Raw genomic sequence first — 20,405 nt, 5'->3', positions numbered from 1 at the left:
TCGGCAGAAAGCCGAGCTGCGGAACGAACCCTCGGCTGCGCATCGAGCGAGCGAGGGAAGGAAAGGACCTCCGTGACCGATACGGAACTCATCTCTGCGCCCGAAACGTCACGCCGTCGCGCCGGCCTGTCCGGAATGGTTCTCACCGAGCTACGCAGCCTCGCTGGCGAACTCGGCATCAAGAGCATCTCCGGCATGCGCAAGGGCGATCTGATCGCGGCCATCACCGAGCGTCAATCGGGCACCGCGCCGGCCAAGTCCGCTGCGCCGAAGTCCGATGCACCGAAGAGCGACGCACCGAAGGCCGACGCTCCCAAGGCTCGACGCGCTGCTGCGTCGGCACCGGTTGCCGACGAACGACCCGCAATCGACACTGCTCCCGAGCCTGCGACGGCTGCCGACACGTCGGACGCAGCACCCGAGGCCGGACGTCGCACCCGGGGCCGCCGCGCCGCGGGTCGCCGCGCAGGTGCGCCCGACCAGTTGCCACTGGACGGCAGCGGCGACACGGCCGCATCGGCCCCCGCTACCGCGGAGTCGACCGCTGCAGCGGAGACCACCGACAAGCAGGACGATTCCGGCGAGAACGCCGCAGCGGACCGCCCACGTCGTAGCCGCGGCGAGCGCAACCGCCAGGACGGTGCCGAGCGCGAACCGCGTGACACCGACAACGGCAACCGCAACCAGGGCGATCGCAATCAGGGCGACCGCAACCAGGGCGATCGCAACCAGGGGGACCGGGACGGCGGCAATCGCGACAATGCGGGTCGCAACCAGGGCGACCGGGACAACTCGAACCGCGACTCCAACCGTGAGAACGGCAACCGCAATCAGAACGACCGTGGCGGACGCAATCGCAATCAAGGCGACGGCCGGAACGACAACCGGAACGACAATCGCAACGAGGACCGCAACAACGGCCCGCGCGACAACCGTGACAACAACCAGGACGACGACGGCGAAGGCCGCGGTCGCAGGGGTCGACGGTTCCGTGAGCGTCGTCGTGGACGCGATCGCGGCGAGGGCAACGAGGGCGGCGGCGGTCGCGAGCGCGACACCGAGATCCGCGAGGACGATGTTCTCCAGCCGGTAGCCGGCATTCTCGACGTTCTCGACAACTACGCGTTCGTTCGGACCTCGGGTTACCTGGCCGGACCGAACGACGTCTACGTGTCGATGAACCTGGTGCGCAAGAACGGTCTTCGCCGCGGCGACGCCGTCACCGGTGCCGTTCGGGTGGCACGTGAGGGTGAGCAGTCGGGTCAGCGTCAGAAGTTCAACCCGCTGGTGCGTCTGGATACCGTCAACGGGGGAGAGGTCGAGGCCGCGCGCAAGCGTCCGGAGTTCGGCAAGCTCACCCCGCTGTACCCCAACCAGCGGCTGCGCCTCGAGACCCAGCAGAACATCCTGACCACGCGCATCATCGACCTGGTGATGCCCATCGGTAAGGGTCAGCGCGCGTTGATCGTCAGCCCCCCGAAGGCCGGTAAGACGAGCGTTCTGCAGGCCATCGCCAACGCGATCGCCATCAACAACCCCGAGTGCTACCTGATGGTCATCCTCGTCGACGAGCGTCCCGAGGAAGTGACCGACATGCAGCGCTCGGTCAAGGGCGAGGTTATCGCCTCGACCTTCGACCGTCCGCCGGGTGACCACACGGCAGTCGCCGAGCTGGCGATCGAGCGTGCCAAGCGTCTGGTCGAGGCCGGCCAGGACGTGGTTGTCCTGCTCGACTCGATCACCCGTCTGGGCCGCGCGTACAACAACAGCTCGCCTGCTTCGGGCCGCATCCTCTCCGGTGGTGTCGACTCGACCGCGCTGTACCCGCCCAAGCGATTCCTCGGCGCGGCACGAAACATCGAGCACGGTGGTTCGCTGACGATCATCGCCACGGCCATGGTCGAGACCGGATCCACCGGCGACACCGTGATCTTCGAGGAGTTCAAGGGCACCGGTAACGCCGAGCTCAAGCTCGATCGCAAGATCGCCGAGCGTCGGGTGTTCCCCGCGGTGGACATCAACCCGTCCAGCACCCGTCACGACGAGCTTCTTCTCGCTCCGGACGAGGCGGCCGTGGTGCACAAGCTGCGTCGCGTGTTGTCCGGTCTCGACTCGCATCAGGCCATCGACCTGCTGGTCGATCGCCTGAAGAAGAGCAAGAACAACCTCGAATTCCTGATGGAAGTTTCGAAGACCGCTCCCGGCGGCATCAACGATTGATCCCTTGTTCCCCGGGTCCGAGGGTCCGGGGAACAAGAGGGCAGGTGCCCGCGTTGTAAGCATCTGTCGGCACAGAAGTACCGACGATTAGCAGGGCAGATACACGCTCTGGCATAATCAACGGCCGAGTCCGGTTCCGGTTCACGTCTTCGATCAGCGAAGGCGACCCGGCGACCATTACAAAGAACGGTAAGGACACCATGAAGGCAGGAATTCACCCCGACTACACACTGACGACAGTCGTCTGTGGTTGCGGCAATACTTTCGAGACCCGAAGCACCACCGACAAAGAGCGCATCAGCGTCGAGGTCTGCTCGCAGTGCCACCCCTTCTACACCGGCAAGCAGAAGATTCTCGACACCGGCGGTCGCGTCGCTCGCTTCGAGGCTCGCTACGGCAAGCGCGCCGGCAAGAAGGCCGACGCAGACAGCTAGCTGTTTCGCCGACGCCCGTCCTGTGAACTACAGGGCGGGCGTCGGCTTTTTTGTGTCCACACCCGGTTTCACCCGTTCGGAGAGTGAGTCGTCACCATGGCGAGAACAGACAAGCCTTCGGCCATCGACGACATCCTCGCCGAACACTCCGGCCTCGAGCAGCAACTGGCCGACCCCGCCCTGCACAACGACCCGTCCGCAGCGCGCAGGGCAGGCAAGAGGTTCGCCGAGCTGGCACCGATCATGTCGGCGCACACCAAGTTGACCGCCGCTCAGGACGACCTCGAAGCCGCACGTGAACTCGCCGCCGACGATTCGTCGTTCGCCGCAGAGATTCCCGAGCTCGAGGCAACGGTTCTGCACCTGGAACAGACGCTGACCGATCTGCTGGCACCACGCGACCCGCACGACGGCGACGACATCGTGATGGAGGTCAAGTCGGGTGAGGGCGGCGAGGAATCGGCGCTCTTCGCGGCCGATCTGGCGCGGATGTACGTGCGCTACGCCGAACGCCGCGGCTGGCGAGTCGAGGTTCTCGACGCGAACGTCTCGGACCTGGGTGGCTACAAGGACGCGACGTTGTCGATCAAGACCAAGGATCCGCTCGACGGCGTCTGGGCGCGGCTGAAGTTCGAGGGTGGCGTCCATCGCGTGCAGCGGGTGCCGGTCACCGAATCGCAGGGACGCGTGCATACCTCCGCGGCCGGCATTCTGGTGTATCCGGAACCCGACGAGGTCGAGGAAGTGCAGATCGACGAAACCGATCTGCGCATCGACGTCTACCGCTCGTCCGGCAAGGGCGGTCAGGGTGTCAACACCACCGACTCCGCTGTCCGCATCACCCATTTGCCCACCGGCATCGTCGTCACCTGTCAGAACGAGCGATCGCAGTTGCAGAACAAGGCACGTGCGATGCAGGTGCTGGCGGCGCGTCTGCAGGCGGCCGCTGAGGAAGCAGCCAACGAAGAGGCCTCGGCCGGCCGAGCCAGCCAGGTGCGTACCGTCGACCGCTCGGAGCGGATCAGGACGTACAACTACCCTGAGAATCGCATCACCGATCACCGCATCGGATTCAAAGCGCACAACCTCGACGCTCTGCTCGACGGCGACATGGATGCACTGCTCGACGCGCTCGCCAAGGCCGACCGCGACGCACGTATGCAAGCAGAATAACTGCGCGCCAACCGTTTTCGGTTCTCGCGCTGCTGATCGAACGAATCTCGAGATACCCTGGCGATCGGATTCGACCCGCCCGCGCGCCATGAAAGGCACACCCGAGATGAACCAGGCCTTGACCCCCGCAGCCGAGAACGCCGTCACCGAACTCGCTTCCCGCTACGGGGTGTCCACCGACGCGGTCCGCACCATGCTCGACGCCGTCAACAACGGCCGCGGCACCATGGCGCAGTTCAACATTCCCGAGCTCGGCGGCAGTGGGCAGTGGATGCGCGGCGGTATGACGATGGTGGGCAACATGTTCGATCACGGCCTCAAGAGTCGGGTCGACGGTTTGTGCCGCGATCTGTCCGCCGTGTTGGCGCAGCATCAGGTCTATCCACCGAGAGATGCCGGTACGGGATCGTTCGGTGGCACTTCGTTCGGCGGGGGATCGTGGTGGCCGTCGGATCTGGGTTCGCCGAGTTCGAGCGGTGGCCAGAACGGATCGCAGTACGCGGTGTTTCCAGGATCTCGTCGCCTCGCTGTCCTCGTGGGAGGGGAATTGGCGGTGTACGACACCCTCGATCACTCCATCGGCGGAGTGCAACAGCAGCAAGGTGGGGGTCCGGGTTCGGTGGAGTTCACCAGCCAGTACGGCACGTTCACCGCGGCAAGTCTGCCGCGCGTCGACCAGCGGTCCGCCGACGCGCCACCGCAGAACATGCCCTCCTCGCAGCAGCCGCAGCCGGCGGCACAGAACTTCGCGTCTGCGCAGTCGGGTTCACCTGCTCACACCGGTGTCGACATCTCGGACATCACCGCTGCGATCGAGGCGCTCGCCGGTCTGCATGCGAAGGGATTTCTGACCGACGACGAGTTCTTCGCAAAGAAGTCGGAGCTGCTGGGGCGGCTGTGAGTCCGGTGTCGGACCGCCGTGGCAGTCTGTAGAAGTGAGCCGCAAGCCGTTACGCCTAGCCATCCTCGAAGCGACGTCGATGCTCGAGGCCGCCGGTGTGCCGAGCCCTCGGGTGGATGCGGAGCTACTCGCCGCGCACCTCGTCGGAGTCGATCGCGGTCGGCTGGGGTTGGTGCCGTTGGTGGAGCCCGAGCTCGTCGAGGCGTACTTCCGAACAGTCGAGCAGCGCGCGAAACGTATTCCCCTGCAATACATCACGGGAACGACGTCATTGGGAAACATCGATGTCGAGGTGGGTCCCGGGGTGTTCGTTCCACGTCCCGAAACCGAATTGCTGTTGGCGTGGGCGCTCGCTTTTCTCGAGAACGTCGGCCATCACCCGCCCGTGGTGCTCGACCTGTGCACGGGGTCGGGCGCGCTGGCGCTGGCCATCGCGAACGCACGCCCGGATGCCGTCGTGCACGCCGTCGAGCTCGATCCGTCGGCGTTGGCGTGGGCCCGGCGCAACGCGGATCTGCGTGCCGAGCAGGGTGATTCGCCGATCACGTTGCATCACGGAGACGTCACTTCTCGGGAGCTGTTGACCGACCTCGACGGCTCGGTGGACATGATCGTCGCGAACCCGCCGTACATTCCGGACGGGGCCGAGCTCGATCCGGAGGTACTCGACCACGATCCGCACATCGCGCTCTTCGGCGGCGAGGACGGGTTGTCGGTCATCGAGCCGATGATCGGCAACATCGCGCGGTGGCTGCGTGTCGGCGGCGGAGTCGCCATCGAACACGACGACTCGAACGGGGAGGGCGTCGCTGCCCTGTTGTCTCGGCGACGAGTCTTCACCCAGGTCACCGAGCATCCGGACCTGGCCGGCCGACCCCGCTTCGTCGTGGCGGCACGGGCGACGCCGCCCTCTGCCTGAGCGGCAAGGCGGCAAGCCGGCGGCACCTGACATCACTTCGTTACCGAAGGTGGAAGGATAGGCGGAGTGAGTACCGTCTACGACTGCCGTGAAGCCGATGCGCGGGCTGCCGGATTGACCGCAGCGCGCGGTGCCCTCAAATCCGGTCGACTCGTCGTGATGCCCACCGACACGCTCTACGGGATCGCCGCCGATGCGTTCGACGGCAGCGCGGTCACCGACCTGCTGCGCGCCAAGGGGCGGGGACGCGACATGCCGGTCCCGGTCCTTGTCGGTTCGTGGAACACGATCGACGGCCTGGTGCAGAGCGTCCGGCCGCGGACCCGAGATCTGATTCGAGCCTTCTGGCCCGGCGCATTGAGCATCGTGGTCCAGCAGGCACCGTCGCTGGCGTGGGATCTGGGTGATGCTCAGGGAACCGTCATGCTGCGGATGCCGCTGCACCCGGTCGCGCTCGAGCTCCTTCGTGAAGTAGGTCCGCTGGCGGTGTCCAGTGCAAATATTTCGGGAAGTCCGCCCGCCACCACGGTGACGCAGGCGCGAGAACAACTCGGTGGATCTGCAGCGGTTTATCTCGACGGGGGGCCGGCCGACCACGCGGTGGCCTCCACCATCGTGGACCTGACCGGTGAGCACGCACGAATCTTGCGGGTCGGTGCCATTCCCACGGAGCAGATTGCCGAGGTTCTCGGTGTCACCGCCGAAAGCCTGGTCCCAGGAGCGTCCTGACATGCCCGTCCGTTCCGCATGAGCGTCGAGGTGCTTGCCCAGTCGAATCTGGGCGCAGGCGTTCCGATCCGCGAGCTGCTGCTTGTTTTCCTGACGGCCGCTGTCGTCACGTTCTTCGCCACCGGCGGCGTTCGAGTGGCCGCGATCAAGTTCGGTGCCGTCGCCATTCCTCGTGATCGTGACGTCCACGTGCAGGCCACCCCGCGACTCGGGGGAGTGGGCATCTACGCCGGCATGCTCGCCGCGCTGCTGTTCGCCTCGCAGCTGCCCGCGTTGGCCCGCGGATTCGATGTCGCCTACAACCGCGACATTCCGGCTGCGCTGGTCGCAGGCTTCGTGATCGTGCTGGTCGGCGTCATCGACGACCGTTGGGGTCTGGACGCATTGACGAAGTTCGTCGGCCAGGTGACGGCGGCCGGCGTCCTGGTCATCATGGGTGTGAGCTGGGTCGTGCTCTACCAGCCCTGGGGCGGCGAGCCCGGCCAACCGGGCAGCACCCTGGTGCTCGACCAGCTTCAGGCCGGACTGGTGACCGTTCTGATCACCGTCGTCATCGTCAACGCGATGAACTTCGTCGACGGCCTCGACGGGCTCGCAGCCGGACTCGGCCTCATTTCGTCGGTCGCGATCTGCATCTTTTCGGTGGGCCTGCTGCAGGAACAGGGAGGCGACGTCGGCGTCTACCCTCCTGCTTTGATCGCGGCGGCGCTGGCCGGTGCCTGCCTGGGATTTCTGCCGCACAATTTCCAACCGGCGCGCATTTTCATGGGCGATTCGGGGTCCATGTTGATCGGGCTGACGCTGGCCACGATCTCGACGAGTGCCTCGGGGCGCATTCCGTTGACGGCCTACGGTCCACGTGATCTGCTGGGCCTGTTGTCGCCGCTCCTGCTGGTCGGGGCCGTGATGCTCATTCCGATACTCGATCTGTTGCTCGCCGTCGTTCGCCGCACTCGGGCCGGGCGAAGTCCGTTCAGCCCCGACAAGATGCATCTCCATCACCGACTCCTGCAGATCGGCCACTCGCATCGACGGGTGGTCCTGGTGATCTACCTCTGGGTCGGTGTGCTCGCGTTCGGTGCGGTCGGATCCTCGCTTCTCGACCGTCGCATCGTGGTGCTCCTCGTCGCTGCCGGTCTGGTGTTCGCGCTCGTCGTCACGGCTGTGCCCACTCTGCGGGTGGATCGATCACCCGGATCCGAACGTCGGGGTGTACGACGCCGCTGATCGGCTCGGTGGTTCTTCGGTCGTGTCCCGGCTGGTGCCGGCCACCGGGTGCGACTGGGTACTCTCGACAACTGTGACCTTCACCCCGCAGCCCATGCCCGACCAATTCGCACCGCTTCGTGCCGCGGTCCGCTACGGCCTCATCGGCCTGGTGGTACTGACGGTGGTGAGCGTGGGGATTTCGGTTGCTGCTGCGGGAACTCCAGGATTGTGGGGGTCGATCATCGGAGTGGCCATCGGGGGTGGGTTCGTCATCACGACCGCGCTGTCGGTGGCTCTGACCACGCGTTTTCCCGCGTCGGCGGTCGGAGCGCTGTTGCTCGGTGGGTGGTTGGTCAAGATGGTCATCGCGCTGATCGTGCTCGTGGCACTCAAGGATGCGGACTTCTACAACCGGTATTCGCTCGGGCTGACCATTCTGGGGGCTCTGGTGGTGGTCCTGGGCGCGGAGGTGTTCGGTGTCGTCAAGACGAAGGTGGGCTACGTCGACAGCGTTCCTGCCGACGGGAACCCCGACAAGTCGTAGTACGACAAGCTGTCGTAATCGGTTAAGCTGAGGGCCGCCTACACAACGTCGTAGTTCTGTTGATAAAGTTTGCATCAAGCGATGGGCAAGACCGGGACGAAAGAGACTTTTTCCCCGGACTGGACCCCCGCAGGTAACCATCAGCGTGAGCTTCCTTACAGTAGGCCCGGAGTCACAGACTTCGGCAACGTAGGGTTTCGCCCTGAGAGTTGCCGAGTCGACGTGAGTCGCCGACACCCGACAGACGCTTGGCCGATGAAGACCGGGCCTCAGCCTCTGACGATTGCGAGCCGATTTTCGTCGACTTGATAGATCGTCATTGTCCGATCGAACCGCAGCCGTTACTCGGTTGCGGCCCGAACACGGGAGAGACCGCTGAGCGTCACCACTCTGGCTGCGGAGTTCCATCCGCCGTCACTATCCGATTTCTTTCCTCCCGCGGTGCTGTTCGAGGGAACCCCGTTCGAGCTCGACCGGCTGATGCTCATCCGCATCCTGATGTCGGCTCTGCTGATCGTCTTCATGCTGATCGCTCTGCGCAGCCCCAAGATCGTTCCTCGCGGAATCCAGAACGTCGCCGAGATCGCTCTCGACTTCGTCCGGATCCACGTGGCCGAGGATGTCCTCGGCAAGGAACAGGGACGCCGCTTCCTGCCCGTCATCATGACGATCTTCTTCACGGTCTTCGCGGTGAATCTCAGCGCGGTCATACCGTTCCTGAACATCTCTGCCAACGCCCGCATCGGTCTGCCGATCGTGTTGGCCGCAGTCGCGTACATCGCGTTCGTGTACGCCGGTGTGAAGAAGTTCGGTGCAGCCAAGTTCGTCAAGGGCACGATCGTGATCCCGGGCATTCCGAAGGCCATGCACGTGCTGCTGATCCCGCTCGAGTTCATCTCGAACTTCGTGCTTCGCCCGTTCACGTTGACGGTGCGTCTGCTGGCCAACATGCTCGCCGGTCACATCATGCTCGTGCTGTTCTTCAGCGCCACGCAGTTCTTCCTCTTCGAGGCCTCTGCCGGCCTGAAGATCTTCGCCGCACCCTCGCTGATCATGGGCTTCCTGTTCACGATGTTCGAGATGCTCGTGATCTTCCTGCAGGCATACATCTTCGCGCTGCTGACGGCGATCTACATCGATCTGTCGCTGCACGCCGACTCGCACTGACCGACCAACAGACCGAACTAGCTACACCGCCACCTCCGACACCCGGATGTGGACCGAAGAAAGGGAACGGAAAACCGAATGAGCCTTGAAGTTCTGGCCCAGGCGCAGGAAATCACCGCAAACGGATACGGCGCCATCGGCTACGGCCTCGCAGCGATCGGTGGTGGCATCGGCCTCGGCCTCGTCGTCGCCAAGAACATGGAAGCAACCGCTCGCCAGCCCGAGCTGGCCGGTCAGCTCCGTACGACCATGTTCCTCGGCATTGCATTCACCGAGTCCCTCGCCCTGATCGGCCTCGTCGCCGGCTTCATTCTCTGAGAGCGCGATGACAAACGCGATAACGCTGCTCGCAGCCGGGGCGGAGGGGGAGGAATCCCAGAACCCGCTGCTGCCCGCAACATACGACATCGTTTGGTCGATCGTCTGTGTCGTGATCATCGGCTTCCTGTTCTGGAAGTACGTCGTACCGCGTTTCCAGACGGTCCTCTCCGAGCGTTCCGAGCTCATCGAAGGCGGAATCAAGAAGGCCGAGCAGGCACAGGCAGAGGCGAAGGCTGCTCTCGAGCAGTACCACGCTCAGCTCGCCGACGCCCGTTCCGAAGCTGCGCAGATCCGCGAGGAAGCGCGCACCCAGGGACAGGCGATTCTCGCCGAGATGAAGGAAAAGGCGCAGGAAGAGAGCGATCGGATCGTGGCCGCAGGCCACAGTCAGCTCGTTGCTCAGCGTCAGCAGATCGTCACCGAACTTCGTGGCGACCTCGGACGTACGGCCGTCGAACTCGCCGAGAAGGTCATCGGAGAGCAGCTCTCCGATGACGCGAAGCGTTCCAGTTCGATCGATCGCTTCCTCAACGAGCTGGATTCCGTCACCGCGGACTCCGCATCAGGAAAGTGAGTCGAACCATGTACGCAACTTCTCGTGAGGCGCTCGCCCGCACACGGTCGGTCGCCCACGAAGCTCTGGGGTCCGCGTCGGGCGGCGAGGCAACGGCCGTCGCCGCTCAGACCGGTGCCGAGTTGTTCGCCGTCGTCGAGACTCTCGACGCGCAGCGCACGTTGCGTACCGCTCTCGCCGACTCCTCGGTCGAGGGCGATCGACGAAGCGCTCTGGCCGGAGAGGTCTTCTCCGGCCAGGTGTCGAGCGCAACGGCGACCATCGTCAAGGCTGCGGCCGGCGAAAGCTGGTCCACCGCCCGTGACCTGCTGAACTCGCTGGTCGAGCTGGGACGCGAAGCTCTGCTCCGCGCTGCTGCCGATCAGGACCAGCTGGACACGGTCGAGGACGAGCTGTTCCGGCTCGGCCGCATCGTTGCTGCCAACCCGCAGCTCGAGCAGGCATTGTCGGATCGCTCCAAGCCGGCGCAGGCCAAGCGCGAACTGCTGGGTCGTCTGCTCTACGGCAAGGTCACCGCGGTCACCGAGGCGCTCGCGGTGCAGGCCGTCACGCGTCCACGGAAGGCGGCACCCGCCGACGTTCTGAACGGACTGGCAGATCTGGCCGCCGAACAGCGCGACCGCGCAGTTGCACACGTACGCAGCGCAGCCCCACTGAGCGACAGTCAGCTCGAAAAGCTGACCGCAACCTTGACCCGCACGTACGGCAAGCAGGTCACGGTGCACGTAGAGGTCGATACCGAACTGCTCAGCGGACTTGTCGTTCGTATCGGCGACGAGGTCATCGACGGTAGCGGGGCAGGCCGCCTCGCTGCATTGCGAAAGACGCTCAAATAGTCCGACACGGACACAGTAACGAGAAGAATTGCCTCGGCATTCGAGGCTTTTCATACCGCGATCATTCGAAGGAAGAGCAGGAAACACTATGGCGGAGCTGACGATCTCCTCCGACGAGATCCGTAGCGCGATCGATAACTTCACCGCGAGCTACTCACCGGAGTCTTCCCGCGAGGAGGTCGGCACGGTTACGGACACGAGCGACGGAATCGCTCACGTGTCCGGATTGCCGTCGGCGATGTCCAACGAACTCCTGGAGTTCCCGGGCGGAGTCCTCGGTGTCGCGTTGAACCTGGATGCCACCGAAATCGGTGCCGTCATCCTCGGTGACTACGAGCACATCGAAGAAGGCCAGGAAGTCAAGCGCACCGGAGACGTGCTGTCGGTCCCCGTGGGCGACGGCTACCTCGGTCGCGTCGTGGACCCGCTGGGCAAGCCCATCGACGGCCTCGGCGACATCGAGTCCTCCGAGACCCGCGCCCTCGAATTGCAGGCTGCCTCGGTGCTCGAGCGCCAGCCCGTCGAGGAGCCGCTGCAGACCGGCATCAAGGCGATCGACGCCATGACCCCGATCGGCCGCGGCCAGCGTCAGCTCATCATCGGCGACCGCAAGACCGGCAAGACTGCGGTCTGCATCGACGCGATCCTGAACCAGAAGGCCAACTGGGAGAGCGGCGACGACAAGAAGCAGGTTCGCTGCATCTACGTCGCCATCGGCCAGAAGGGCTCCACGATCGCAGGCGTCAAGGCTGCACTCGAAGAGCAGGGCGCACTCGAATACACCACCATCGTCGCCGCACCCGCGTCCGACTCGGCTGGCTTCAAGTGGCTCGCTCCGTACACCGGCTCGGCCATCGGCCAGCACTGGATGTACCAGGGCAAGCACGTCCTCATCGTGTTCGACGACCTGACCAAGCAGGCCGAGGCCTACCGCGCGATTTCGCTGCTGCTGCGTCGCCCGCCGGGCCGCGAGGCATACCCCGGTGACGTCTTCTACTTGCACTCCCGCCTGCTGGAGCGTTCGGCGAAGCTGTCCGACGAGCTCGGTGGCGGATCGTTGACGGCACTGCCGATCATCGAGACCAAGGCCAACGACGTCTCCGCGTACATCCCGACCAACGTCATCTCCATCACCGACGGCCAGGTCTTCCTGGAATCGGACCTCTTCAACAAGGGCGTCCGTCCCGCCATCAACGTCGGTATCTCGGTTTCCCGAGTCGGCGGCGCTGCGCAGACCAAGGGCATGAAGAAGGTCTCCGGATCCCTTCGTCTCGAGCTTGCTCAGTTCCGTGAGCTCGAAGCCTTCTCGGCGTTCGCGTCCGACCTCGATGCAGCGTCCAAGGCGCAGCTCGAGCGCGGCGCTCGTCTGGTGGAGCTGCTCAAGCAGGATCAGTACGCACCGGTGGCCGTCGAAGACCAGATCGTCTCGATCTGGCTCGCAGGACAGGGCACGTACGACTCCGTTCCGGTCGGCGATGTTCGCCGCTTCGAGACCGAGCTGCTCGAAGATCTACACCGCAACGCAAGCGGCGTCTACGACAGCATTGCCGGTGGCAAGGCTCTCGACGAGGACAACCAGAAGGCACTGACCGAAGCGACCGAGAAGTTCAAGGCCGGCTTCGTGGACTCGGACGGCAACCGCGTCGTCAACGAGGCCGAGGCAGACACTCTGAACGCCGACGAGGTCAGCCAGGAGCAGGTCAACGTCACCCGCAAGACAGTCAGCAAGTAGGCCGGCGATGATAGGTGACATGACGAGCACAGAAGGGAGCGTGAACAGCTAGATGGCAAGCATTCTCGAGCTTCGCTCCCGTATCAAGTCGGTCAACTCGACGAAGAAGATCACCAAAGCGCAAGAGTTGATCGCAACTTCGCGAATCACCAAGGCGCAGGCCCGCGTTGCCGCATCGAAGCCGTACGCGGAAGAGATCACGAAGGTGCTCTCCGCACTGGCGAGTGCATCGAGCTCGCTCGATCACCCGCTGCTCAACGAGCGACCCGAGCCCAAGCGTGCTGCAGTCCTGGTCGTGACCAGTGACCGCGGTATGTGCGGTGGCTACAACTCCAACGTCCTCAAGGAAACGGAGGAGCTCTTCCAGCTCCTGCGCTCCGAGGGCAAGGACCCGGTCATCTACGTGCTCGGCGCAAAAGGCCTGGGCTACTACACGTTCCGTGAGCGGGACGTGAAGGGTGCCTGGACGGGCTTCTCGCAGGAACCCGGATACGCCGATGCAGCGAAGGCCAGTAGGCATCTGGTCGAGCTGTTCATGGCGGGTTCGGGCACCGAGGTGGAGGCTCCCAACGGTGAAGGCACCGTCGAGGGCGTGGACGAGTTGCACATCGTCTACACCCGCTTCGTGTCGATGCTCACGCAGAAGCCCGAAGTTCGCCGGATGGCACCACTCGAAATCTCGTATACCGACGAGGAATTCGAGATGGGTGCGGACGCGTTGACCGACTCACCGACCGCGGACGTGCAGGCACAGTACGAGTTCGAGCCGGAGGCAGGCACTCTGCTCTCGGCGCTGCTGCCCAAGTACATCAGCACCAGGATCTACGCGTCGTTGCTCGATGCAGCAGCGTCGGAGTCCGCGGCGCGTCGTACCGCCATGAAGGCAGCGACGGACAACGCGAACGAATTGGTCGAGACCTTGAGCCGTCAGGCCAACCAGGCTCGGCAGGCCCAGATCACCCAGGAAATCAGCGAAATCGTCGGTGGCGCCAACGCGTTGGCCGACAGCGCAGGAAGTGACTAAGCAATGACCGCAGCAGTAGCCCAAGAGAACGCGAGCGGAGCGGACACACAGTCCGGCCGTGTCGTTCGGGTCATCGGCCCCGTTGTGGACGTCGAGTTCCCGCGCGGCTCGATTCCCGCACTGTTCAACGCCCTCAACGCAGAGATCACTCTGCCGACCGTGGCCAAGACCCTGACGCTCGAGGTTGCACAGCACCTCGGTGACAACTTGGTTCGCACCATCTCGATGCAGCCCACCGACGGCCTCGTCCGTGGCACGGCTGTCGTCGACTCCGGCAAGCCGATCTCGGTTCCCGTCGGTGACGTCGTCAAGGGCCACGTGTTCAACGCCCTCGGTGACTGCCTGGACACCCCCGGACTCGGCCGCGACGGCGAGCAGTGGGGCATCCACCGCAAGCCACCAGCCTTCGATCAGCTCGAGGGCAAGACCGAGATCCTCGAGACCGGCATCAAGGTCATCGACCTGCTGACGCCGTACGTCAAGGGCGGAAAGATCGGTCTGTTCGGTGGTGCCGGCGTCGGCAAGACCGTGCTGATCCAGGAAATGATCACCCGTATCGCACGCGAGTTCTCGGGCACCTCGGTGTTCGCAGGAGTCGGCGAGCGTACTCGTGAGGGCACCGACCTTCACCTCGAGATGGAAGAGATGGGCGTCCTCCAGGACACCGCCCTCGTCTTCGGACAGATGGACGAGCCGCCCGGCACGCGTATGCGCGTGGCGTTGTCGGCACTGACCATGGCGGAGTACTTCCGCGATGTGCAGGGCCAGGACGTGCTGCTGTTCATCGACAACATCTTCCGCTTCACGCAGGCAGGTTCGGAGGTGTCGACCCTTCTCGGTCGTATGCCGTCGGCCGTCGGTTACCAGCCCACGCTGGCAGACGAGATGGGTGAGCTCCAGGAGCGCATCACCTCGACCCGTGGCCGCTCGATCACCTCGCTGCAGGCGATCTACGTCCCCGCCGACGACTACACCGACCCGGCTCCGGCCACGACGTTCGCGCACCTCGATGCGACGACCGAACTGTCGCGTCCGATTTCGCAGATGGGTATCTACCCCGCTGTGGACCCGCTGAGCTCGACCTCGCGCATCCTCGAGCCCGGCATCGTCGGTGCCGAGCACTTCCGCGTCGCCAACGAGGTCAAGCGCATCCTGCAGAAGTACAAGGAGCTGCAGGACATCATCGCCATCCTCGGTATGGACGAGCTTCAGGAAGAGGACAAGGTTCTGGTCGGCCGCGCACGCCGTCTCCAGAAGTTCCTCGGCCAGAACTTCATCGTTGCCGAGAAGTTCACCGGCGAGGCCGGTTCGGTCGTGTCCCTCTCGGACACCATCGAGGCGTTCGACAAGGTCACCAAGGGTGAGTACGACCACCTTCCCGAGCAGGCCTTCAACAGCTGTGGTGGTCTCGACGACGTCGAGGCAGCCGCGAAGAAGATGGCCGGAAAGTAGACCGACGTGACTTCTTCCGAGAAGAGCGGCATGGAGGTCTCCCTGGTCGCTGTGGAGCAGAAGCTGTGGTCCGGTACTGCGACCATCGTCAGTGCTCAGACCACCGAAGGTGAGATCGGCATCATGGCCGGCCACGAGCCTGTCCTCGGCCAGCTGGTCGAGGCGGGCACGGTGTCGATCACGACGACCGACGGCGAGAAGATCATCGCTGCGGTGCACGGTGGCTTCCTGTCGGTGACGGGTAAGACCGTCACAGTGCTGGCGGAGTCCGCCGATTTCGCCGACGACATCGATGTCGAATCGGCACGGGCTGTAGTGGCAGAGAACGGCGACGACCTCGAGGCCATTGCGGTGGCCAAGGGACGTATCCGCGCTGTCGAGCGGTCCTAGGTTCACGAGAAGCCGCGACGAGACCTGCGATGCACTCCGGATTGATTGCTCTGATCATTCTGGTTGTGCTGCTCGCAGGGCTCGTCGCGGCTTTTGCGTATCGTCTGGCCGTGCTGCGGCGAGGTGGTACGGCAGCGATCATGCGTGTGCTGCCGTCCGAGGGCGGTGCCGGTTGGCGGCACGGCATCATTCGGTACGGCGACAACACGTTGGTGTTCTTCAAGCTGTCCAGTCTGCGGCCCGGGCCCGATCATCGGCTCGGTAGACAGGACGTTCAGGTGGGGGACCGACGGGCCCCACGCGACACCGAGTTCGACATCATGACTCCGGACATCGCTGTGTTGGAGTTGTCGGACAACGGCAAGAAGTACGAAATGGCACTGGACAGAAGTGCGTTGACCGCTTTCCTGTCCTGGGTGGAGTCACGCCCGTCGGGGCGCTCTCGCCGCCGTCGGCCGGCGGCCTGAACGGGTCGCTTGCCGGAAATCAGTCGGTATCGGTACCTGTCGAGCGGCTCGCTCCGGGTACCCACTGCACGTCGCCCTCCGGGTTTGCGTACCTGCTCAGGATGAACAGCAGGTCCGAGAGCCTGTTGAGGTACTTGGCCGGCAGATCGCTCGTCGTTTCCGGGGAGGCGTGAACCGCTGCCCAGGCCGACCGCTCAGCGCGCCGAGCCACGGTGCGCGCAACGTGCAGCAACGCTCCCAGAGGTGTTCCGCCGGGCAGGATGAACGACGTCAACGCCGGTAGCTCGTCGTTGAATTCGTCGCACCAGGCTTCGAGGCGGTCGACATAACTCTGATCGATCCTCAGCGGTGGGTATTCCGGATTGTCGACGACAGGCGTCGACAGATCGGCACCGGCGTCGAACAGATCGCTCTGAACGGTCCGGATGACGGTCCGCACGGATTCTCTCGGATTTCCCAGTGCCAGTGCGACTCCGAGGCTCGCATTGGTCTCGTCGCAATCTGCATAGGCGATCAGCCGCTCGTCGTTCTTGGAGACCCTCGAGAAATCGCTCAATCCCGTGGTCCCGTCGTCGCCGGTCCGAGTGTAGATGCGCGTGAGGTGAACGGCCATGCGGCTACGGTACCGCGCGGGTGCCGGTCGGTACCGCTGGCTACGCTGTCGAAGTGAGTGAACGCTTTTTGGTCAACGGTGGTAATCGCCTCGTGGGTGAGGTGGCGGTCGGTGGTGCGAAGAACAGCGTCCTCAAGCTGATGGCCGCGGCCCTGCTCGCCGAGGGAACCAGCACGATCACCAACTGTCCCGACATCCTGGATGTTCCGCTGATGGCGGAGGTGCTGCGCGGACTCGGGTGCGAGGTGGAGCTCGACGGCTCGGTCGTCCACATCACGACCCCGGCCATGCCGAAATACCACGCCGATTTCGCGGCTGTTCGCCAGTTCCGAGCGTCGGTCTGTGTCCTCGGCCCTCTCGTCGCGCGGTGCAAGCGAGCGGTGGTGGCATTGCCGGGCGGTGACGCCATCGGGTCGCGTCCGCTGGATATGCACCAGTCCGGACTGCAGTTGCTGGGGGCGCGCAGCGAAATTCAACACGGATGCGTCGTTGCGGAAGCCGACGAGTTGCGCGGCGCGAACATCAGGTTGGCTTTCCCCTCTGTGGGAGCGACGGAAAACATCCTGATGGCGGCTGTGCTCGCTACCGGTGAGACCGTGATCGACAACGCGGCACGCGAACCGGACATCGTCGACGTGTGCAACATGCTCAACGAGATGGGTGCCGATGTCCGGGGCGCAGGCACCTCGACCCTCACCATCCGGGGTGTCAGCGCGTTGAAGCCGACGACTCATCGCGTCATCGGCGACCGAATTGTCGCTGCTACGTGGGGAATCGCGGCCGCGATGACGCGCGGGGACGTTCGCGTGCGTGGGGTCAACCCAAAGCACCTGTCGCTCGTGCTGGACAAGCTGCGGTCTGCGGGTGCCGAGGTGACCAGCGAACCGGACGGCTTCCGCGTCGTTCAGCACGAACGGCCGCGAGCAGTGAACTTTGCGACGCTGCCGTACCCCGGGTTCCCGACGGATCTGCAACCGATGGCTATCGGGCTCGCAACCGTCGCCGACGGGACGTCGATGATCACCGAGAACGTGTTCGAGGCACGCTTCCGGTTCGTCGAGGAGATGATCCGACTGGGCGCTGATGCGCGTACCGATGGCCACCATGCTGTGGTTCGCGGTGTTCCCCAACTTTCCAGTGCGCCGGTGTGGTCTTCGGACATTCGAGCTGGGGCCGGGCTGGTCCTGGCCGGGCTGGTGGCGGACGGTACGACCGAAGTGCACGACGTGTTCCACATCGACAGGGGCTATCCGCGATTCGTGGAAAACCTGACCGCTCTCGGCGGGAGCATCGAGCGGGTCAGCTGACCGACCTCTTCTCGAGAGCGTCGACCAGCACCCGGAGCGCGCGCTCGAATCGATCGTCCGCCACCGACCCGTAGCCGATTACGATGCCACCATCGGTGGTCGGCGATCGCGTCGAATGTGCGAGTGTCGGCAGATCGACCCCGCTGTCCGCGCAGTCGGCTGCAATATCGCGTGCAACGTCTGCGTCGAGCTTGAGCACCGTGTGCAGCCCGGCACCGACGCCCCGAAGTTCGCCGAATGGCGCCAGCGCAGCGGCGACGACGCGGTCACGTGCCCGATAGATCCGACGTGCCGTGCGTACGGACCGGTCCCATTCGCCGTCGCGCAACAGCGAGGTCATGGCCTGCTGGACGGGAACCGACGGGAAGTCGCCGATGGCGCGACGTGTGTCGGTGATGCGCTCGACCATCGACGGGGGAGCCACCATCCATCCGAGGCGTACGCCGGCACCCAGCGTCTTCGATACCGTTCCCAGGTAGACGGCACGGTCCGGAACGAGCTCGGTGACGGTGGTCAAAGGTGCTATGCCATAACGGAATTCGGAATCGTAGTCGTCCTCGATGATGGTGGTTCCGGTACTTCGCGCCCAGTCCGCCAGGGCCCGCCGACGACCGATGGGCATGAGTCCGCCGGTGGGGTACTGGTGTGAGGGGGTGACGTAAACGGCCGGGGTGCCGTGAGGAACCGATTCGAGCTCGTCGACGACAAGGCCCTCGCGGTCGACGGGGATGTCGTGAACGGACCACCCGCGGTGTGTAGCGAGGGCAGCAGCAGCCCGGTATCCCGGATTCTCCAGTGCGAGAACATGTTCGACGCCGACGTTTGCAGAGAGGGCACCCAGTGCCAGGTCCAGACCGTGAATGCTGCCCGTGGTGATGACGATCGAATCCGCGGTGGTGTGCAGCCCGCGTGCACGGCCGAGCAAGTCTGCAATGCGCTTGCGCAAGTCGAGTGAGCCGGCCGGATCGGGATAGTCGCCCGGTGGGGGAGAGCCACCGACGTCTCGCCATGCCCGCTTCCACGCATCGGATGCGCGAGGCGGAGTCCACGGTATTCCGGGGCGCAGCGAAATGCGCTGAGTAGTGGGTGGGCCTTCCTGTGCTCGGTGCAGCCTGTGGTCCGACCGAACGGCATGCGGAACATCTCGGACGTAGTTGCCGGATCCGCGACGTGCCTCGAGCCATCCTTCGGCGACGAGCTGCTCGTACGCCTTCTCCACCACCGCACGAGCCAGGCCCATTTCGACGGAAAGTGCTCTGGTACTGGGCAATCGGACGCCCGGCTCGAGCTCGCCGCGATCGATGGCCGCCCGGATACCGTCGGCCACCTGAACGGGCAACGTGCGGCGGTCGGCTCGATCGATCGCGATCGACAGGGCATTCGGCGGCAAGGTCATCGTGCGTCACCTGTCCATGGCAGAAAGTGGCCTAGCATTATTGCTCCCTATTGGACCATGACAGTGAGCCAGCGGGGCGGCACTCTGGTGGCATGACGGCCGACGAAACACTTCTGTCCCCAACATCCAGAACCACCGTGGTCCGAGGTCGGCAGCGGGCACAGTCGGAGCGGACGGCGTTGCTCGACGTGCTCCGATCGGCTCGCCTCTGTCATATGGGGGTGCTGGTGGGGAACGTGCCACGCGTGCTCCCAACCGTGTTCGGCCTGGATCCGGAGGGGCCGGACAGGGCGGGAACCCTGTACCTCCACGGTTCGGTCGCCTCTCGAAGCCTGGTGGAGGCACCTGGTCAGGACATCTGCGTGACGGTCACGGTCGTCGACGGGTTGGTCCTGGCCCGGTCCGCGTTCCATCACTCGATGAACTATCGAAGCGCCGTCATCGTGGGACGGCCACGTCGAGTGGAGGACGAGGACGAACGGGCACGGGCATTGGACGCCATAGTCGATCAGGTCGTTCCGGGTAGAAGCACGCATCTGCGAGCGCATACGAGGAAAGAGCTTGCGGCGACGAGTGTGTTGGCGCTTCCGTTGTACGAAGCATCGGTGAAAGCGCGTACCGGCGGACCGATCGACGACGAGGCCGACATTGCAGCAGGTGACGTGTGGGCGGGTGTGATTCCGATCGGTGAATACGTCGGCACTGCAGAGCGTGGGGAAGATGTGGAACCGAACCTCGATGTGCCCGACCATGTTCTGGCGTTGTCCCGCTCGTGAAACCCGTTTCTGTCGACTGTTCGCAAGATATGGCTGGCGTCACATGCGGGGATGTGCCGGCCGAATGCGAGGCCTTCTTGCGCACAGGTTCTCCGACCTGCGCGGATGCCGGCGGTAACTCGATCCACCTGCCGATTTGCGTGTGTGGGGTTGGTGGCGTAGCTTTTGTCGAGTCAGAGCGACGGACACCGACCCGGTCTTCACGGACTGGGTGAACGAGG

Annotated in this window: 21 protein-coding genes; 19 read left to right on the top strand and 2 right to left on the bottom strand. The window is 64.5% G+C overall.

All coding sequences use genetic code 11. From position 1 onward, the window contains the following. Nucleotides 1-72 precede the first annotated feature (72 nt). The 17 genes from rho (at nt 73) to K414_RS0122020 (ending at nt 16,092) form a co-directional block, all read left to right on the top strand. Nucleotides 73-2,220 carry a transcription termination factor Rho gene (gene rho / locus K414_RS0122100; RefSeq protein ID WP_237606331.1) on the top strand — a complete coding sequence of 716 codons (2,148 nt, stop codon included), beginning with the start codon at nt 73-75 and terminating at the stop codon, nt 2,218-2,220. A gap of 200 nt (nt 2,221-2,420) precedes the next feature. Then, complete coding sequence (rpmE, locus tag K414_RS0122095; RefSeq protein ID WP_008715081.1) at nt 2,421-2,654, top strand: 50S ribosomal protein L31; 234 nt, start codon at nt 2,421-2,423, stop codon at nt 2,652-2,654. A gap of 96 nt (nt 2,655-2,750) precedes the next feature. After that, on the top strand, nt 2,751-3,827 hold the full coding sequence (gene prfA / locus K414_RS0122090; protein WP_027497911.1) for a peptide chain release factor 1: 1,077 nt from the start codon (nt 2,751-2,753) through the stop codon (nt 3,825-3,827). A 106-nt stretch (nt 3,828-3,933) separates the two neighbouring features. Continuing rightward, complete coding sequence (locus K414_RS0122085; protein WP_027497910.1) at nt 3,934-4,728, top strand: SHOCT domain-containing protein; 795 nt, start codon at nt 3,934-3,936, stop codon at nt 4,726-4,728. A gap of 34 nt (nt 4,729-4,762) precedes the next feature. Then, the gene (gene prmC, locus K414_RS0122080) at nt 4,763-5,647 is read left to right on the top strand and encodes a peptide chain release factor N(5)-glutamine methyltransferase (protein ID WP_027497909.1); all 885 of its coding nucleotides are present in this window, start codon (nt 4,763-4,765) and stop codon (nt 5,645-5,647) included. A gap of 66 nt (nt 5,648-5,713) precedes the next feature. Then, on the top strand, nt 5,714-6,376 hold the full coding sequence (locus tag K414_RS0122075) for an L-threonylcarbamoyladenylate synthase (RefSeq protein WP_027497908.1): 663 nt from the start codon (nt 5,714-5,716) through the stop codon (nt 6,374-6,376). An 18-nt stretch (nt 6,377-6,394) separates the two neighbouring features. Then, a complete protein-coding gene (locus K414_RS0122070; RefSeq protein ID WP_027497907.1) occupies nt 6,395-7,603 on the top strand; it encodes an MraY family glycosyltransferase in 1,209 nt (402 codons plus the stop codon). 94 nt (nt 7,604-7,697) lie between these two features. Further along, entirely contained in the window at nt 7,698-8,129 is a 432-nt protein-coding gene (locus K414_RS0122065) for a hypothetical protein (protein WP_045840958.1), read from the top strand. 390 nt (nt 8,130-8,519) lie between these two features. Further along, nucleotides 8,520-9,296, top strand: a complete 777-nt coding sequence (gene atpB, locus K414_RS0122060) for a F0F1 ATP synthase subunit A (protein WP_141214497.1) — start codon at nt 8,520-8,522, stop codon at nt 9,294-9,296. A 78-nt stretch (nt 9,297-9,374) separates the two neighbouring features. Continuing rightward, complete coding sequence (locus K414_RS0122055) at nt 9,375-9,614, top strand: ATP synthase F0 subunit C (protein ID WP_027497904.1); 240 nt, start codon at nt 9,375-9,377, stop codon at nt 9,612-9,614. Nucleotides 9,615-9,621: 7 nt separating this feature from the next. Continuing rightward, the gene (locus tag K414_RS0122050; protein WP_027497903.1) at nt 9,622-10,191 is read left to right on the top strand and encodes a F0F1 ATP synthase subunit B; all 570 of its coding nucleotides are present in this window, start codon (nt 9,622-9,624) and stop codon (nt 10,189-10,191) included. 8 nt (nt 10,192-10,199) lie between these two features. Next, nucleotides 10,200-11,027, top strand: a complete 828-nt coding sequence (locus K414_RS0122045) for a F0F1 ATP synthase subunit delta (RefSeq protein ID WP_027497902.1) — start codon at nt 10,200-10,202, stop codon at nt 11,025-11,027. Nucleotides 11,028-11,115: 88 nt separating this feature from the next. Further along, nucleotides 11,116-12,759: a F0F1 ATP synthase subunit alpha gene (gene atpA, locus K414_RS0122040; RefSeq protein ID WP_027497901.1), complete on the top strand. Its 1,644-nt coding sequence runs from the start codon at nt 11,116-11,118 to the stop codon at nt 12,757-12,759. A 52-nt stretch (nt 12,760-12,811) separates the two neighbouring features. After that, nucleotides 12,812-13,783, top strand: a complete 972-nt coding sequence (locus K414_RS0122035) for a F0F1 ATP synthase subunit gamma (protein ID WP_027497900.1) — start codon at nt 12,812-12,814, stop codon at nt 13,781-13,783. Between the two features lie 3 nt (nt 13,784-13,786). Next, nucleotides 13,787-15,235 carry a F0F1 ATP synthase subunit beta gene (gene atpD, locus K414_RS0122030; protein WP_027497899.1) on the top strand — a complete coding sequence of 483 codons (1,449 nt, stop codon included), beginning with the start codon at nt 13,787-13,789 and terminating at the stop codon, nt 15,233-15,235. A 30-nt stretch (nt 15,236-15,265) separates the two neighbouring features. After that, nucleotides 15,266-15,625 carry a F0F1 ATP synthase subunit epsilon gene (locus tag K414_RS0122025; protein WP_027497898.1) on the top strand — a complete coding sequence of 120 codons (360 nt, stop codon included), beginning with the start codon at nt 15,266-15,268 and terminating at the stop codon, nt 15,623-15,625. Nucleotides 15,626-15,654: 29 nt separating this feature from the next. Then, the gene (locus K414_RS0122020) at nt 15,655-16,092 is read left to right on the top strand and encodes a DUF2550 domain-containing protein (protein ID WP_027497897.1); all 438 of its coding nucleotides are present in this window, start codon (nt 15,655-15,657) and stop codon (nt 16,090-16,092) included. 19 nt (nt 16,093-16,111) lie between these two features. Here K414_RS0122020 and K414_RS0122015 read toward each other — a convergent pair whose 3' ends face one another. Continuing rightward, complete coding sequence (locus tag K414_RS0122015) at nt 16,112-16,705, bottom strand: cob(I)yrinic acid a,c-diamide adenosyltransferase (RefSeq protein ID WP_027497896.1); 594 nt, start codon at nt 16,703-16,705, stop codon at nt 16,112-16,114. 53 nt (nt 16,706-16,758) lie between these two features. On the opposite strand from K414_RS0122015, the gene murA reads away from it, so the two are divergent. Further along, the gene (gene murA, locus K414_RS0122010) at nt 16,759-18,012 is read left to right on the top strand and encodes a UDP-N-acetylglucosamine 1-carboxyvinyltransferase (protein WP_027497895.1); all 1,254 of its coding nucleotides are present in this window, start codon (nt 16,759-16,761) and stop codon (nt 18,010-18,012) included. Here the strand turns inward: murA and K414_RS0122005 are convergent. Beyond that, nucleotides 18,005-19,408, bottom strand: a complete 1,404-nt coding sequence (locus tag K414_RS0122005; protein ID WP_237606321.1) for a PLP-dependent aminotransferase family protein — start codon at nt 19,406-19,408, stop codon at nt 18,005-18,007. The genes murA and K414_RS0122005 overlap by 8 nt on opposite strands. A gap of 92 nt (nt 19,409-19,500) precedes the next feature. Here K414_RS0122005 and K414_RS0122000 point away from each other — a divergent pair, with 92 nt between their 5' ends. Continuing rightward, a complete protein-coding gene (locus K414_RS0122000; RefSeq protein ID WP_027497893.1) occupies nt 19,501-20,184 on the top strand; it encodes a pyridoxamine 5'-phosphate oxidase family protein in 684 nt (227 codons plus the stop codon). Nucleotides 20,185-20,405: the final 221 nt, after the last annotated feature.

The sequence above is a fragment of the Rhodococcus sp. JG-3 genome (assembly GCF_000482405.1).
Classification (GTDB): Bacteria; Actinomycetota; Actinomycetes; order Mycobacteriales; family Mycobacteriaceae; genus Rhodococcoides; species Rhodococcoides fascians.
Note: the sequence above shows the minus strand (reverse complement) of the source record. Positions and strands in the feature narration are given on the sequence as shown.

What these genes read in the sequence shown, in the direction of transcription:
- K414_RS0122070 (WP_027497907.1), top strand. Translation starts at nt 6,395, where the DNA reads ATGAGCGTCGAGGTGCTTGCCCAGTCGAATCTGGGCGCAGGCGTTCCG.
- K414_RS0122005 (WP_237606321.1), bottom strand. Translation starts at nt 19,408, where the DNA reads ATGACCTTGCCGCCGAATGCCCTGTCGATCGCGATCGATCGAGCCGAC.
- atpD (WP_027497899.1), top strand. Translation starts at nt 13,787, where the DNA reads ATGACCGCAGCAGTAGCCCAAGAGAACGCGAGCGGAGCGGACACACAG.
- K414_RS0122065 (WP_045840958.1), top strand. Translation starts at nt 7,698, where the DNA reads ATGCCCGACCAATTCGCACCGCTTCGTGCCGCGGTCCGCTACGGCCTC.
- K414_RS0122025 (WP_027497898.1), top strand. Translation starts at nt 15,266, where the DNA reads ATGGAGGTCTCCCTGGTCGCTGTGGAGCAGAAGCTGTGGTCCGGTACT.
- K414_RS0122020 (WP_027497897.1), top strand. Translation starts at nt 15,655, where the DNA reads ATGCACTCCGGATTGATTGCTCTGATCATTCTGGTTGTGCTGCTCGCA.
- K414_RS0122045 (WP_027497902.1), top strand. Translation starts at nt 10,200, where the DNA reads ATGTACGCAACTTCTCGTGAGGCGCTCGCCCGCACACGGTCGGTCGCC.
- K414_RS0122055 (WP_027497904.1), top strand. Translation starts at nt 9,375, where the DNA reads ATGAGCCTTGAAGTTCTGGCCCAGGCGCAGGAAATCACCGCAAACGGA.
- rpmE (WP_008715081.1), top strand. Translation starts at nt 2,421, where the DNA reads ATGAAGGCAGGAATTCACCCCGACTACACACTGACGACAGTCGTCTGT.
- K414_RS0122035 (WP_027497900.1), top strand. Translation starts at nt 12,812, where the DNA reads ATGGCAAGCATTCTCGAGCTTCGCTCCCGTATCAAGTCGGTCAACTCG.
- K414_RS0122085 (WP_027497910.1), top strand. Translation starts at nt 3,934, where the DNA reads ATGAACCAGGCCTTGACCCCCGCAGCCGAGAACGCCGTCACCGAACTC.
- K414_RS0122000 (WP_027497893.1), top strand. Translation starts at nt 19,501, where the DNA reads ATGACGGCCGACGAAACACTTCTGTCCCCAACATCCAGAACCACCGTG.
- K414_RS0122050 (WP_027497903.1), top strand. Translation starts at nt 9,622, where the DNA reads ATGACAAACGCGATAACGCTGCTCGCAGCCGGGGCGGAGGGGGAGGAA.
- prfA (WP_027497911.1), top strand. Translation starts at nt 2,751, where the DNA reads ATGGCGAGAACAGACAAGCCTTCGGCCATCGACGACATCCTCGCCGAA.
- K414_RS0122015 (WP_027497896.1), bottom strand. Translation starts at nt 16,705, where the DNA reads ATGGCCGTTCACCTCACGCGCATCTACACTCGGACCGGCGACGACGGG.
- atpA (WP_027497901.1), top strand. Translation starts at nt 11,116, where the DNA reads ATGGCGGAGCTGACGATCTCCTCCGACGAGATCCGTAGCGCGATCGAT.